Source organism: Streptomyces ureilyticus, from assembly GCF_011045025.1.
Lineage (GTDB): Bacteria > Actinomycetota > Actinomycetes > Streptomycetales > Streptomycetaceae > Streptomyces > Streptomyces ureilyticus.
Map to the genome: position 1 here is coordinate 1 of NZ_JAAKZX010000068.1, position 13,709 is coordinate 13,709.

General features: G+C 72.4%; 13 protein-coding genes and 1 pseudogene. 3 read left to right on the forward strand and 11 right to left on the reverse strand.

Translation table 11 applies throughout. From position 1 onward, the window contains the following. Positions 1-125 precede the first annotated feature (125 nt). Entirely contained in the window at positions 126-554 is a 429-nt protein-coding gene (gene panD, locus G6048_RS21730) for an aspartate 1-decarboxylase (RefSeq protein ID WP_165341250.1), read from the reverse strand. A 75-nt stretch (positions 555-629) separates the two neighbouring features. Between panD and G6048_RS21735 the strand changes: the two genes are divergently transcribed. After that, a complete protein-coding gene (locus tag G6048_RS21735; RefSeq protein ID WP_165341251.1) occupies positions 630-914 on the forward strand; it encodes a hypothetical protein in 285 nt (94 codons plus the stop codon). Positions 915-1,249: 335 nt separating this feature from the next. Here the strand turns inward: G6048_RS21735 and G6048_RS21740 are convergent, their stop codons facing one another. Then, entirely contained in the window at positions 1,250-1,693 is a 444-nt protein-coding gene (locus tag G6048_RS21740) for an NAD(P)H-dependent oxidoreductase (protein WP_165341252.1), read from the reverse strand. 324 nt (positions 1,694-2,017) lie between these two features. Between G6048_RS21740 and G6048_RS51450 the strand changes: the two genes are divergently transcribed. Further along, a complete protein-coding gene (locus G6048_RS51450; RefSeq protein WP_328826627.1) occupies positions 2,018-2,290 on the forward strand; it encodes a hypothetical protein in 273 nt (90 codons plus the stop codon). Next, positions 2,178-2,573 (forward strand): annotated as a pseudogene (locus G6048_RS50985) (MmyB family transcriptional regulator); the annotation flags it as partial. The gene G6048_RS51450 and the pseudogene G6048_RS50985, both read left to right, overlap by 113 nt. A gap of 219 nt (positions 2,574-2,792) precedes the next feature. Here the strand turns inward: G6048_RS50985 and G6048_RS21750 are convergent. From G6048_RS21750 to G6048_RS21790, 9 genes are all read right to left on the reverse strand, one after another. After that, positions 2,793-3,035, reverse strand: coding sequence for a DUF5302 domain-containing protein (locus tag G6048_RS21750; RefSeq protein ID WP_165341253.1), 243 nt, complete (start codon positions 3,033-3,035; stop codon positions 2,793-2,795). A gap of 214 nt (positions 3,036-3,249) precedes the next feature. Further along, the gene (locus G6048_RS21755; protein ID WP_165341254.1) at positions 3,250-4,665 is read right to left on the reverse strand and encodes a DEAD/DEAH box helicase; all 1,416 of its coding nucleotides are present in this window, start codon (positions 4,663-4,665) and stop codon (positions 3,250-3,252) included. 223 nt (positions 4,666-4,888) lie between these two features. Continuing rightward, positions 4,889-5,026, reverse strand: a complete 138-nt coding sequence (locus tag G6048_RS21760) for a hypothetical protein (RefSeq protein ID WP_235990148.1) — start codon at positions 5,024-5,026, stop codon at positions 4,889-4,891. 161 nt (positions 5,027-5,187) lie between these two features. Continuing rightward, a complete protein-coding gene (locus tag G6048_RS21765; RefSeq protein ID WP_165341255.1) occupies positions 5,188-6,891 on the reverse strand; it encodes a class I adenylate-forming enzyme family protein in 1,704 nt (567 codons plus the stop codon). Beyond that, on the reverse strand, positions 6,888-8,699 hold the full coding sequence (locus G6048_RS21770) for a CoA transferase (protein ID WP_328826610.1): 1,812 nt from the start codon (positions 8,697-8,699) through the stop codon (positions 6,888-6,890). Before G6048_RS21770 ends, G6048_RS21765 begins: the two co-directional genes overlap by 4 nt. After that, positions 8,696-9,517, reverse strand: a complete 822-nt coding sequence (locus G6048_RS21775) for a methyltransferase domain-containing protein (protein WP_328826612.1) — start codon at positions 9,515-9,517, stop codon at positions 8,696-8,698. The genes G6048_RS21770 and G6048_RS21775 overlap by 4 nt, the downstream gene beginning before the upstream one ends. A 247-nt stretch (positions 9,518-9,764) precedes the next feature. Continuing rightward, on the reverse strand, positions 9,765-11,348 hold the full coding sequence (locus G6048_RS21780) for a class I adenylate-forming enzyme family protein (RefSeq protein ID WP_235990150.1): 1,584 nt from the start codon (positions 11,346-11,348) through the stop codon (positions 9,765-9,767). Next, complete coding sequence (locus G6048_RS21785; RefSeq protein ID WP_165341257.1) at positions 11,335-12,705, reverse strand: FAD-dependent oxidoreductase; 1,371 nt, start codon at positions 12,703-12,705, stop codon at positions 11,335-11,337. The genes G6048_RS21780 and G6048_RS21785 overlap by 14 nt, the downstream gene beginning before the upstream one ends. Continuing rightward, entirely contained in the window at positions 12,702-13,676 is a 975-nt protein-coding gene (locus G6048_RS21790) for a UbiA family prenyltransferase (protein WP_165341258.1), read from the reverse strand. Before G6048_RS21790 ends, G6048_RS21785 begins: the two co-directional genes overlap by 4 nt. Between the last annotated feature and the right edge of the window lie 33 nt (positions 13,677-13,709).

The following is a 13,709-nucleotide window of genomic DNA, read 5'->3' on the forward strand; positions in this document are numbered from 1 at the left end:
GGGTTCGGGTGGGTCATCGTGTCCTCCAGCCATGTGGAACGTCGGCCCTGGACTTGTCCCACGCGTACCCGTGGGCCGTACGCCCACTCACCCCGTCGCGAGACGTACGGGGCCCGGATGGACGGTCAGACGGTGACCGCGGGCACGGCCTGCGGACTGCGTTCCTGGTCCGAGTCCGGCACCGGCTCGGAGGGGTCCGCGCCGAGGGCGACGATCCGGTTGTCGGCGTCGACGTGCACGACTCGGGGCCGTAGGGCGCGGGCCTCGGCGTCGGAGACCTGGGCGTAGCTGATGAGGATCACCAGGTCGCCGGGGTGCACCAGGTGGGCTGCCGCGCCGTTGATGCCGATCACGCCGGAGCCGCGCTCGCCTTCGATGACGTACGTCTCCAGGCGGGCGCCGTTGGTGATGTCGACGATGTGGACGAGCTCGCCGGGCAGCAGGTCGGCGGCGTCGAGCAGATCGGCGTCGATGGTCACCGATCCCACGTAGTGCAGGTCGGCCTGGGTGACGGTGGCGCGGTGGATCTTGGACTTGAACATGGTGCGCAGCATTTTGAACTCCTGGAAGACGGCTCCCTGCCAGCTTTCTGCAGGTCAAGGGCGGTCTCTACCGTACACCGGTAGGCGTTGGACTCGAAGATTGTGAGGAACATCGCTTCACTCTGGCGAGAAGGCTCCCTGCCTGCGTTTCCGCTCGAACGGACGCTGGGCAGCTGCACCCAGGTCCTCGCGGATGCCCAGAAAAGCGGCGAGATCATCGCGAGCGACCCCGAAGGCCTGAAACTCGTCATGAGCGCCTCCCTCCACGGCATGGCCGCCTTCATCACCAGCTGCATGCTGCCCCCGGAGGCGGCCCTGGCAAGCGTGGACACCCTGGTCCACCACCTGCTCCACGGCATGAGGCCCCGCTGACGAAGGAGAACGCGGCGAGCAAGATCGCCCCGGCGAGGGACCTGTTCGACCCGCACGTTCCATGATCGGTTGAGCTGCGGCTTCTTACCGGGACATAGCCCGCTCCGAGTGTGTATCAGCTGGGTAGTCAGCTGCCCTCCGGCCAGGCTGTTGCGCTGGTCGCACAAGACCTGGAGGGTCGTCTCGGCAAGCTGCTCGGCGTTGGGAACCTTGCGGTTGCGCAGTCATTTCTCCGGCCGCTCGACGCCGATACGGCGAAGAGCGGCCGGAGACCGGTGTGCCCCAGCACCACCGAGTCACCTGAGGGCAAGCGGCCGCGGTGGCGCGGTCGGCAGTCAGGCGGCGAAAGAGGCGAGCAGTTCGTTGTACTGCTTGGCGGAGGTGGCCAGGTCCTCGTCGGAGAGGCCGAAGGCGGTGCCGTACACCTTGACCATGGGCTGCTGGATGTCGAACTGGCACAGCCGCAGGGTCGCCTTCCAGTTGCTCAGGAGGGTTTCGATGGTGGCCTTGTTCGAGCCTTCGGGGGTGTAGTGGTCGGCGGGGACGCCGGTGGTGACGGCGATGACGGCTTTCTTTCCGGCCAACTGCGAGGCAGAGCCGTCCATGGTGAAGGCCCAGCCGAGGGTGAAGACCTTGTCCTGCGACTGCTTGAACAAAGGGGCGGTGTTGTACCAGAACACCGGGTGCTGGAAGACGATCACATCATGGTCGGCCAGCAGCGCCTGCTCTGCAGCGACGTCGATCTGGAAGTCAGGGTAGGTGGCGTAGAGGTCGTGCAAAGGAGAGGGTGAATAGACGCGGGTGGGTCGGTGTGACGGGTCAGGGGGCTTCGCCGGGCGTCAGTCCTTCGCGAAGTCCAGGAGCGCTGGTTGAGCTGGGAACAGCGGTCAGCGGTCGATGCCGGCCATGTTGGCCTCGTTGTGGCGTTCACCGGCGGGGTATCGGAGAGTGTCATCGAAGGCATCGCGCAGGCGCTGCAGCTCGACGAAGCCGAACGCATCCACCTGATCGACCTCCTGCGCGGCGCCGGCACCACCCGCCCGCCACGCCGCCGACCGGCCCAGCAGCGCATCCGGCCCGCGGTACGGCGCTTCCTCGACTCCATAACCGGCACGCCCGCCTTCGTCCTCAACGGACGCGGGGACATCCTGGCCGCCAACCACCTCGGGCGCACCCGCTTCTCCCCGGTCTACGCCGACCCTGCAGCCGCCCAACAACGCCAGATTCATCTTCCTCAATCCGCACGCGACCGAGTTCTTCCGCGACTGGGACCAGGTGGCAGGCGACGCCGTCGCCATGCTGCGCGCCGAGGCCGGCCGCGATCTCTACGACCGGCGGCTGACGGACCTGATCGGCGAACTGTCCACCCGCAGTGAGGAGTTCCGTCACCGCTGGGCTGCCCACAACGTCCGGATGCACACCACCGGCGTGAAGCTTCTGCACCACCCGGTCGTCGGCGACCTCGACCTACCGTTCGAGACCTTCCCGGTGGGCGGCGACCCCAGCCAGTTCCTTCTCACCTACACCGCCGAGCCCGCCTCCCCCTCGCAGGACGCTCTGAACCTGCTGGCCAGTTGGGCCGCGACGGACGACGACATCGAGCGGTCCACGCCGGCCGACGATTCCGAGCCGGCCGACTCGACCGAGACACCCGACTGATCGGTTGAAACGGCTCGGCCGCTGCCAGCCGAGCGGTTCCGTTCGGGTCGACCGCCATGAGGTATGACCAGCCGCGCTCCTCCAGCGCGAGCCGGAAGGTGACGCTGGGGCCGTAGCCCTCGCGTCACCTGTCGCCCGCCGCCCACTCCTAGGGCAGGAACAGCTCCCACCCAACTTCCCCTGCAGTCAGGGTCTTCACGCTATGAGGGGAGGGACAACTCAGCCGCCACTCTTACGCCTGAACGACCGCTGGCTCGCAGCCGGGCCGTGCGCCGCACGCACCTTCGACGCATCCGGGTTGGCGGCAACATCGGCCGCGTCCGCCTGCGCACCGCGCTTGCGCGCCAGGGCTTCGCGGAACTTGCGCTTGAGGTCGTAGTTGCCGTCGCTGTCCGGCGCCAGAGGGGACGTCTCCGGGGCAGCCTGCTCCGAACCTTCCGTAGATACGGGCTCTGCGGTCATGGTGACCTCCTGAGTTCGGGGGGGTGGGCAAGCACAGCTTGTCATGCCGGGCGCAGTGCGGGACGCCGGCAACATCATCCTGCTCCGTTTCGGCGGGTATCCCTCTCGCGGTCGAGGGCGTTCGCTTGGTAGGTGAGGCGCACAGGACGGCTTCGGGCCAGGCCGAGGGTTGTCGATCCCGTGGCCAGGACGTTCACTCCCAGGGCAGTGCCCCTCAGCCGTTGCGACGCACGAGGGCGGCCTTGCGGGCCTCGGCGAGCTTGCGGGCCTCGCCAGCCTTCCGTGACTTGCCGCCGGCGCCGCGGGAGGTGTCCTTGCTGGTGCCGAGGCCGCGGAAGGGAGCGTTGCTGTTCTTGGGTCGGGGGACGGCGGGCCCGCCATCGAGCGGGGTGCCGGAGGGAGCCTTGGCGCCGGTGATCCGGCTCAGCTCCGCCTCGCCCGAGCGCACCTTGGTGACGGTTGCCTCGATGCCGGCCCCGGCCATCATGCGGCTCGTCTCGCGGCGCTGGCCCGCCAGCACGAGCGTGACCACGCTGCCGGACTCACCGGCGCGGGCGGTGCGGCCGGCCCGGTGCACGTAGTCCTTGGAGTCGGTGGGCGGGTCGACGTTGACCACGAGATCGAGGTCGTCGACGTGCAGGCCACGGGCCGCGACATTGGTCGCCACCAGAACGGTGATCTGGCCGTTCTTGAACTGCGCCAGGGTCCGTGCGCGCTGTGGCTGGGACTTGCCGCTGTGCAGGGCCCCGGCGTGCACCCCGCTGGCCCGCAGATGCCGGGTGAGCTGGTCGACGGCGTGCTTGGTGTCGAGGAACAGCAGTACGCGGCCGTCGCGGGCGGCGATCTCCGTGGTGACGGCGTAGCGGTCAGGGCCGTGCACGACCAGAACGTGGTGCTCCATCGTCGAGACCGTGCCCGCGGACGGGTCGACCGAGTGGACCACGGGGTCGTGGAGGTAGCGGCGGACCAGCTGATCGACGTCGCGATCCAGAGTGGCCGAGAACAGCATCCGCTGACCGTCGGGGTGCACCTGGTCGAGCACGTCGACAACCTGCGGCAGGAATCCCAAGTCGCACATCTGGTCGGCCTCGTCCAGCACGGTGATCCTTACCCGTCCCAGGCGGCAGGCGTTGCGCTCGACCAGGTCGTGCAGGCGTCCGGGGGTGGCGACGACCACCTCGGCTCCCTGGCGCAGCGCGGCGACCTGCCGGCCGATCGGCATGCCGCCGACGACCGTGGCCATCCGCAGCCGTAGTGCCTCGGCGTACGGCGCCAGCGCCTGGGTGACCTGTTGGGCCAGCTCCCGGGTAGGCACAAGGATCAGAGCGAGGGGCTGCTTCGGTTCGGCGCGCCGCCCAGCCGTACGCGTCAGCAGCGGCAGGCCGAAGGCGAGCGTCTTGCCCGATCCGGTGCGCCCTTGCCCCAGAACGTCGCGTCCCTGAAGGGCATCGGGCAGTGTGGCGGCCTGGATCGGAAAGGGTTCGCGCACCCCGAGTCCGCTCAGCGTCCGCAGCACCTCCACCGGTAGTTCCAGACCGGCGAAGGAGACTGCCGGGAGCAGTACCGGGGTCGTGGCCTCGGGCTTGGCGGGACCGCCGTGAGCGATGCCGGAGTCATCGGGATGCTTCATGAACAGCCTTCCGCAGGGGAACGTACCGAGGAAGGCTCGGCAGGATGGAACAGCCCACACACAAGCGGAACCGAACAGGCAGAATCGCCCACCGCGACGACCACGCAAACGCATGAGGCTAACACGGCGCATAACATCGCGCCGTGATACCGGTCGCCCCTCCCGCGTCGATGACCCGAAGCGGCCCGACAGCCCTTCCGGCCTACCTGGTCCAGACCTCAACTCACCGAGCGGTAGACGTCGTCCGCCCCGACGTGTTGATGTTCACCGCCCGGGCTTCACCATTGCGCAAGCCCCAGCCCACCGTCATGACGATCTCAAGCGCGAGGAACTCGTCCGCGGCCCTCAGCGCCTTCTTCACGTAGGCGAGTGCCGGGATGGCCGCCTTCTCACGGACGTACTCCGGTTCCTGGACCCCTTCACAGGGTCGGGTCTCGCTGCCTGGGTCTCCCGTCCCGGGGAAGCTTCCCCTACGCCGGCTCCGCAGGTGGCGTTCTGTGGGATCTGCCCCGGCTGCTCTCCTCAGCCTCGCGAGGGCCCTGTGGTTTCTCCAGCGGAGCGCGCGGTCGCTCGGGACATCAGGGTGCGGTAGCAGACCTTCCCGGTGGGACCGAGGGGCATCTCCTTCAGGACCAGGAGACGTTCGGGGTGTTTCCGGCGTGCCAGGCCACGGTCCCCCAAGTGGGTCGTGAGGTCGGACAGCGTGGGAACGGGTGTGCCCGGGTCCGGGCGGATGCACGCGCACAGTCGTTCCCCGAGGTCCGGGTCGGGCACCGGGATGCAGACCGCCTCGGCCACCGCTGGATGGGTGCCCAGTTCGCGTTCGACCTCGGCGAGACTGATATTGAGCCCGCCGCGCACGGCGATGCGTTTGAGCCGATCGAGGACGTGCAGCCTTCCGCGCTCGTCCAGCCGGCCGAGGTCGCCTGTGCGCACCCAGCCGTCGGAGGTGCGGTAACGGGCGTCCAGTTCAGGCGCGTTGACGTAGCACAGCGGCGTCATGGGGCCCAGGGCCTCGATCTGACCGGTCCGCCCAGTGGGTAGCGGCGTGCCGTCGGGTCCGGTGATCCGGATGCGAGCCACCACGGGGTCCGGGGTGCCCGCGCTGTCGCCCGGCGGGTGGCTTTCTCCGGCCGTGTGGCAGTTCACGCCGTCCGACGAGCCATAGACGGTCACCACCGGTCGGCCGAACCGTTCGCGGCATGCCTGGGCGGTGGCCGCCGGCAGAGTGGCGCCGCTGGAGACGACGGAACGCAACGACGATGTGTCCTCGTCCGGCCGTGCCGGGAGGTCGGCGATGCGCCGGAGCATCGTGGGCACCGCAAAGAGGTGGGTGGGACGGTGCTCGGCGACCATCCGCAGCGCTCCGGCCGGGTCGAAGGCCGACTGCACGATGAGGGTGCCGCCGAGGGCGGCGAGGGTGATCGGTGTGCCCAGGGAACCGAAAGAGGAGGCCAGCGGGACGAGGACCAGGTGGCGGGGCGGCAGCATGATGTCGGGGTGCAGGCTCCGAACGTACCGCGCACGGCCTCCGGCCAGGGCGTGATGGCTATAGGCGACCATCTTCGGCTCGGCTTCGGAGCCGGACGACACCAGGATGCGGGCGGGCCCGTACGGGTCGGCCGGCCGTGACCGCCAGGGACGCCGGGCCAGGGTCGGCAGGGCGTGCAGCCCGTGCGTCCGTCCGTCAACCGGGCCGGAGGTGAACACGGTGCGCAGGTGCGGAAGATCCGCAACGGCCTGTGCCCGGCGGGCCGATGCGAGGACGGCGCCGCGGGCCCGCGAGCGGGCGAGCAGGGCCCGGATGTCCCGGTCGTCGCCTCCCGGGGGGATCGGGAGGGCCACCGAGCCGATCGCGTAGACGGCGAGTTCCGCGGCCACGGCGTCGCGTCCGTTGGGCAGCAGGAGCGCCACCACGTCCCCGTCTCCCAGGTCAGCCTGGGCGAACAAGGCTGCGATCCGGCGGACTTCGACGTCCAGCGCCGCGTAGGACAGCACTCCGGCGTCGTCCACCAGCGCCTGGCGGTCCGGTTGTTCGCGGACCCGGTCGGTGAACAGTGTGTACAGGTCGGTGTCCGGGCACAGGCCCGCCGTCACCCAGGCACGTCGTTGGGCGCGGGGCACCAGATCCGGGAAGCGCGCTCCGGCGCGTGAGGTCCACACCGGCTGCCCGCCCCGGCTCGCGGGTGGGGCGGTACCGTGCCGGGTCGCGGGGGCTGCCGTCATGCGAACTCCCAGGGAACGTACGGGCGTGCGTGCCCGGTGGACGGATCAGGTGGTGCGACGGCCGCCCGGAAGGCCGGGTCGCGGGCCGGAGCCGTCAGGTCGGTGAGTACGGGGGTCGCGGTCAGACCGGCCTCGGCCAGCCGCGCCGTCCACTCCTCGGTGGTGCGGCGGGCGAAGCGGGACGCGAGGTCCTCGGCGGCCGTGGCGCCGACGCCGTCCAGCAGGCGGAGCACCGCCTCGGGGCACGCCCGGGCCTCGGGACCGAGGCACAGATGGCCGTCCGCTGTGCGCAGCGGCCGGTCCAGTGCCGTCCAGCGGGCCCGGTGCGCGGGACGGGGGACGAGAGCGGCCGCGGAGACCAGGGAGGAGTCGACGCGGCTGCCCCGGCCGGTCGCCTCCCGAGCAGCCAGCGCGGCCAGCACCCCCTGGGCGCACACCAGCCCGCCGAGCACGTCGGTGAGGGTCATCAGGGAGGGGGCCGGGGGCTGGTCGGCCGGCCGTACCGCCGCGGCGAGGCCGCTGTGCACCTGGGCGAGGTAGTCGGTGCCCAGAGGCGGCCGGTCACCGAAGGCGTCCCCGAAGCCGGACGCCCAGGCGTAAACCAGAGCGGGGTGGCCGGGCAGCAGATCGGACGCGTCCAGGCCGAGCCGCGCGGCTTTTCCGGGGGCCCAGTTGTGCAAGAAGACGTCGGCCGCGGCGGTCAGCGCGCGAACCATGTCCCGGCCCGGCGCGGTGGTGAGGTCGGCCTCGACCACCGGCTTGCCCGCGTTGAGAGCCGAGAACCGGGCCGAGCAGTCTCCTGCCAGCGGAGGGAGCCAGCGCATCGGGTCGCCACCGGGCGGTTCGACCCGGACCACCTCGGCACCCAGCATCCGCAGGACGTGCCCGGCGAGCGGGCCCTGCACCCTGCGGGTGGATTCCACCACCCGCAGGCCCGTCAGCGGCAGGACGGCACCGGAGACCGGGACGGCCGGGCGTGGGCCGGGCACGCCGGTCTCCAGGTGCGCCCGGGCCTTGGGGAACGGCGCCGGTCCCGGAGTGAGGCACCAAGGTGCCGGGCGGACGGCGGGAGCCGGGTCGGAGCCGACCGTGAGGAGACTGACGCCGGTATGGTGCGCGGCGGCCCGCAGCTCCGCCAGCGTGCGGCGGCGGGCGGCCTGCCTCAGTTCGTCGGGCAACGGGCAGACGGCGGTGGCGAACCGCTGCTGGAAGGGCAGCCAGCCGCGGCCGGCGGGCGCGGGGGCCACGCCGAGCCGGTCCCAGAACTCCCGCCACGCCAGGGGATCGAGGGTCTCGACCTCCACGCGGGCGTCGTCGGACGTCTCCAGGGTCGCCAGGCCGTCTGCCTGGGGTACGTCGAATGGGGTCACCGGCACATCCGGCTCGGCAGCACCGGAGTTGGCACGGGCCGTCTCGGCGGCGAGGTACTGGCCGACCGCCAGCAGCGCCCCCTGCGCCACCGAGGTCCGCACCTCGCGCAGGTCCAGCCCGCGGGCCCGCGCGATGCGGAGAGCGGTGACGCCCTGGGCGGCGAGAAGCCCCGCCACGACCGAGGCGTAGTCGACAGCCAGCGGCAGCGGCCCGCTCGTCGCCCGGCCGTGGACCTGCATGAGACCGCAGGCGGCCTGTACGGCGCGCTCGTCCGGCAGATCAGCGTTGACCGGACCCGCCCAGTCGACGGTGTACCGCATCGTGTCCCGGCCTGGGCCGGTCGGATCCCGCGGGCCCGGCGCGGTGTGCCGCAGCAGCCGGTCGGCGATCGTGGCCGCGACGGCCGGCCGGGCCGCGGCGCGCAGGCGCGGTGTCACGATCGCTCCGGGCCGGGCCGGCGGCCCTGCACCGAGTACAGGACGCTGGATGCGGCGCGGAAGTTCGGGTCCTGCATCAGCCGTCCCACCCGGTCCAGTTCCTCCTGGGTCATGCCCCGTTCCCTCAGCCGGTCCCGGAGATTGCGAGTGTGGTTCAACTGGAGCCCGAGGCCGGGGTCCTGGGCGTGCCGTACGCCGATGTGGAGGTGGACGTCAAGGGCGGTCAGCCCCACCGCCCTCAGGGCCGCGGGCGCCTTCCGTCCCCAGTGCGGATCGCCGCCCGCGGCGCGCAGCGCGGCCGTCTTGGCCCGCAGGAACCGGACATAGAGCGCCTCGGCCTCCGCGTCCGGGGTCAGCAGCGGTGGCTCGTAGGAGGCGTCGATCTCGTCGATCTGCAGCAGGCCGCCGGGTTTGAGAGCGCGCACCAGTTTGTGCAGGACGGCGTCGCGGGTGGGCAGGTGCTGCAGGACCAGGCGGGCCACCACCAGGTCGTAGGCCGCCTCCGGAAGCGGGTCCCGGGCCACGTCGAGGGCGGCGACCTCCAGGCCCGGGCCGGGTGCCAGGTCGCGCGGGTCGAGGTCGGTGGCGAGCACCGAGCCGCCCGGTGCCACCCGGCCCGCCAGCCAGCGCGCGATGCTGCCACCGCCGGCGCCGACCTCCAGGCAGTGCCAGCCCGGGCCGACACCGGCGGCGGCCAGGCGGGGCAGGGTCACCGGGTCGTAGGCGGCGGCCAGGCAGCGGTGCTGGTCGCGGCTGTGCGTGGTGCCGTTGCCGAAGACCGGGTGGGTGTCCTCCCGGGCGGGGGCGGGCTGGGACACGGTGTGGCTCCTCTCATCAGAACGCGGCCCGGACGGGCCCGGGGTCGTCATGTACGGCCCGGACTGACCCGGCGGCCGACGCCGACAGGCTCGATGCGACCGCCCTGCACCCTGCGGGGCGGGCGCGCACCCGGGCGGAAGGCCGGCCGTGCCGCGGTGAGACTCCTCTCACCGGGGAGCGGCCCGGACAGCACGGCGCCGTCGAACAGCCGCCCGCACAGCCCGGTGCCGTCGTACGACGGCCCGGTCACGTCCACCGGCCGGTGCCGGCGGGTGCCGTGCCGGTGAGCTGCCGTGCCAGGGCCGCGCGGCGGACCTTGCCGGTCCCGGTGCGGGGCACCTCGTCCCACGTGAGGACGGCCGGGTCGCGCAGCGCCGGCAGCCCGTGCGTGGCTTGTTTCCAGGCGTCCGGGTCCAGCCGGCCGTCGGCGGTGACCACGACGGGCAGCGGATCGCCGTCCGGGGCGCCGAGGATCACGCATTCCAAGGCCTGCGGCAGTCGCTGCTCCAGTACGTCCTCGGTCCGCAGGCAGCTCATACCAGGCAGGGTGTCGGCGGCGCGGTCCAGGATGCTGACACTGCCGTCGCGGTGGTGCACGCCCATGTCGCCCGTGGACCACCAGTCGCCGACGCGTTTGGCGTCCCAGCGTTCTTGTTCGCCGACGTAGCCCAGGGCGAGGGCGAGGGTGCGGACGAGGAGCAGGCCGGGACGGCCGCGCGGCACCGGGCTCAGCGTGTCCGGGTCCACCGCGCGCAGCCGGGTCCGGCCCGGCACGGGACGGCCGAGCCGGCGCGCCGTGGTCTCCGCGTCCGGGGCGAGCGCGGAGCGCCGGGTGTGGAAGCGGAAGGTCAGGGGTCCGGTCTCGGTCTGGCCCCAGCCCTGCATCCACAGCGGGCGGGCGCGGCGGCTGGCGGTCAGGTACGCGCGCAGGGCTGGCGGGTGCACGGCGTCGTAGGTGCTGATGTAGAGGCGGACGCGCCGGAAGGGGTTGTCCAGCCGGGTGGTGAGCGGCCGCAGCCGGATGTAGGAGGCGGGCAGGGCCTCGACGACAGTCGGCGGGTGGGCCCGTAGCAGCGGGTCGGCGGTCCGCGGGTCGTCGCCGGTGAGGATCACGATCCCGGCGGGCGCGAGCGACATGACCACGGCCGTCCAGCAGAAGGTGCGTCCGTGTCCGTACGCGCTGGCGTTGGCCAGGACGTCGTCCGGGCGGATGCCGATGCCCGGATAGCGCACCGCTTCGAAGCGGGCCAGCTTGTGCACGAGTGTCCGCGTGGAGTGAACCACCAGCTTGGGCACGCCGGTCGTCCCCGAGGTGTGATGAATGACCAGCGGTTCGTCGTCGTGGCGCCGCACCGGTACGCAGGGGCGGGACGCGTCCAGCGCGGCCAGGTGGGCCGCGCCGGGCGCGGCGGAGTCGACGGTGACGACGATCCGGGCCGGTGCGCCGGCGGCGGTGTCCCGGCAACGGGCCAGCACCGCAGCGGTGGTGATCAGCGCGGCGGGCCGCAGCCGCTCCAGCAGGGTGACGAGGTGCGCGGTGTCGAGCCGGGCGGACAGCAGCGCGGGTACGGCGCCGAGGCGGACCGCGGCGCAGGCGAGCAGGTCGTAGTCCCAGTGGTTGTCCTTCACGATCGCCACGCGGTCCCCGGGCCGCACTCCGGCGTCGGCGAGGCGGGCCGCGGTGGCGCGGACCAGGTCGGCGAGTTCGGTGACGGCCCACCGGGTGCCGGCCCGCGGGGCGATGTCGAAGGGCCGGTCCAGGTGGACCACGGTCCGGGCGCCGCCTGCCGCCGCCTCGTCGAACAGGGTGCCCATGTCATGCGGTCGCAACGGTCTCCTCCGCTCGGTCGGGGCCGGCCGGGGTGTTCCGTCCGAGCCTGCTCAGGACGCGGGACGCGGCCAGCGCGCCCGCCCGCACGGCTCCTTCGGAGGCGGGCCGCAGCATGAGCCAGTCGCCGGCGTACTCCACGGCGCGCGTCGGCCGGGACAGGAAGCCGGCGCGTTCGTGCAGGGCCTGGGGTGTGGCTTCCGGCAGGCCGTGGCGGAAGGCGTGCACGAGACGGTGGCGGCAGGCGTCGCCGATGCCCGGGACATAGCGTTCCGCCATGCGGACGAGGAGGTCGGCGGCCTCGTCGGGAGGGGCGTCCAGCAGCTCGGGGACCCGGCGCGGACCGGCCACGAGGGTGACCAAGCCCCGGCCGACGGGGGCCCGGCCGGGATCCTTGGCGTGGTCGACGACGACGCCGGAGAGCACGTCCTCCTCGGCGGCCGGGGTGAGCAGGATGTGCACCGGCCGCCGGGCGGCTGGGGCGAGAGGGCGGTCCAGCAGGCAGCTGACCTTCATCATGGGCGTGAAGGTGCAGGCGGTGAGGAACGGCTGCTCGTCGGCGGGGGCGTCCGGGCGGAGGGCCGCCGCGACGGGTGCCGGTACGGCGAGCACGGCGGCCCGCGCGGTGACCTGCCCGTCGTCGAACCGCAGTACGGCGTGCCCGCCCGCGTCGGTGACCTCGCGTACGGCGCGGTCGGTGACGACCTCGGTGCCGGTGGCCAGCCGGCGGGCCAGGAAGTCCATGCCGTCGCGGTAGGTGCGCCAGGCGGCGGGGGAACCGGCCTCCAGCAGCAAGCTGACCATGGGGGCAGCCGTCGACCGGGCGGTGTCCCAGCCGAAGAAGCAGCTGGCGACCGGCTGGAAGAGGTAGTCGTGCAGGTCGCGGTGGTAGCGGGCGGACACCTCCCGCACGGTGGCGGCGCCCAGCGGGCTGTGCTCGGGACGGTCGCCGTCGAATCCGGCGCGGCGGCGACCGGTCCAGGCGGAGAAGGCGGCCAGGTCGAGCCGCGCCCGGGCGGACAGGCCCGCTCCGGTGACCACGGCCGTGCTCCCGCCGACGCCCAGGTGGGCGCGTCCGCCGCGCCAGACGGCGACCGCGCCGCCGACCCGGGGCACGTCCGCGGGAGTGACGCGCAGCCGGCGCAGCAGCTCCCAGGTCGCGCGGTAACCGCGAGACGGGACCTGCTCGGCGCCCGTGTCCACGGTCCAGCCCTCGTGGCGAATGCTGCGCATCCGGCCGCCGACCTGCGGCAGTTGCTCGTACACCCGGACGGCCAGCCCGGCGCGGCGCAGTTCATGGGCGGCGGTCAGACCGGCGATGCCCGCGCCGACGACGGCGACGTCGATTTCGGGCTTCATCGGGCGGCTCCCGTTCCGACGACGACGTTTGCCACGGTCATCAGCACCACGCTCAGCCTGTGCACCGCGAAGCCCGTCCGGCGGGCGGTCATGATGTCGCCGCGGACGAACCCGGTCAGGTACTGACGGGCCCGCAGCGCGGTCGCCGGCAGCATCAACAGCACGAACCACCAGGGGGCCACCCCGGTGGCCGAGGCGACCGCGCCGATGAGGAACTCGGCGACCGACAGGGCTCCGATGAAGACGGCGTTGCCCCGCTCGGAGACCAGGGCGGCCACGGTCGGACGGCCCACGGCCCGGTCGCCGGCCACGTCGTTGGTGTTGGAGTAGACGCCGAACATCAGCGGTCCGAACCCGAACAGCACCGCCTGCACCATCAGGAAACCGGAGAAGCCCCCCGTCACCAGGCCGTACGGAACGATCACCAGCACGGCACCGAGGGCGACCAGGAACACCTCCTGGAAACCGTGGTAACTGATCTTCAGGCCGTACGAGTACTGCAGCGACACCGCGAACAGCGCGCCCGCCGTCACCAGCGCCCACAGCGGGTGGTGCGGCGCGAGCGCGGCGGCGCCGGCCCAGAGCACCGCCCCGGCCGCCGCGCAGACCCAGGCGAAGCGCAGCGCCTGGGGAACCGTCAGCGCCCCGGCGACCAGGGGTTTGCGTGCCTTGTTGCGCAGCGGGTTGTCAGGACCGTAGTTGGCGAGGTCGCTGCCGTCCCGGAACCCGGTGACGTCGTCCAGGGCGACCATCGCCATGAGGACCGCGACTTCGCCGGCCAGGAACACGGCCATCACCAGTGCCTGCCGGGCGGTGAAGGCGCCGGCCGGGAACAGCGCGGCGGTCAGGGCGAGGAAGATGCCGAGGTAGTAGTCGTACACGTCCAGCTTGCCGAGCCGCGCGTAGGCGCGCAGCCGGCTGTGGCCGTGGGCGGTCGCGGCGGGACTGCCGGCCGCGATGCTGTCCGTCATGGGTGACCTCTTGGGTGTCTGCGTCCAAAGGGG

Bases quoted from the DNA above. Each gene is read 5' to 3' on its own strand.
- G6048_RS21765 (WP_165341255.1), bottom strand. From the start codon at position 6,891: ATGACGGCAGCCCCCGCGACCCGGCACGGTACCGCCCCACCCGCGAGC.
- G6048_RS21750 (WP_165341253.1), bottom strand. From the start codon at position 3,035: ATGACCGCAGAGCCCGTATCTACGGAAGGTTCGGAGCAGGCTGCCCCG.
- G6048_RS21755 (WP_165341254.1), bottom strand. From the start codon at position 4,665: ATGAAGCATCCCGATGACTCCGGCATCGCTCACGGCGGTCCCGCCAAG.
- panD (WP_165341250.1), bottom strand. From the start codon at position 554: ATGCTGCGCACCATGTTCAAGTCCAAGATCCACCGCGCCACCGTCACC.
- G6048_RS21785 (WP_165341257.1), bottom strand. From the start codon at position 12,705: ATGAAGCCCGAAATCGACGTCGCCGTCGTCGGCGCGGGCATCGCCGGT.
- G6048_RS21790 (WP_165341258.1), bottom strand. From the start codon at position 13,676: ATGACGGACAGCATCGCGGCCGGCAGTCCCGCCGCGACCGCCCACGGC.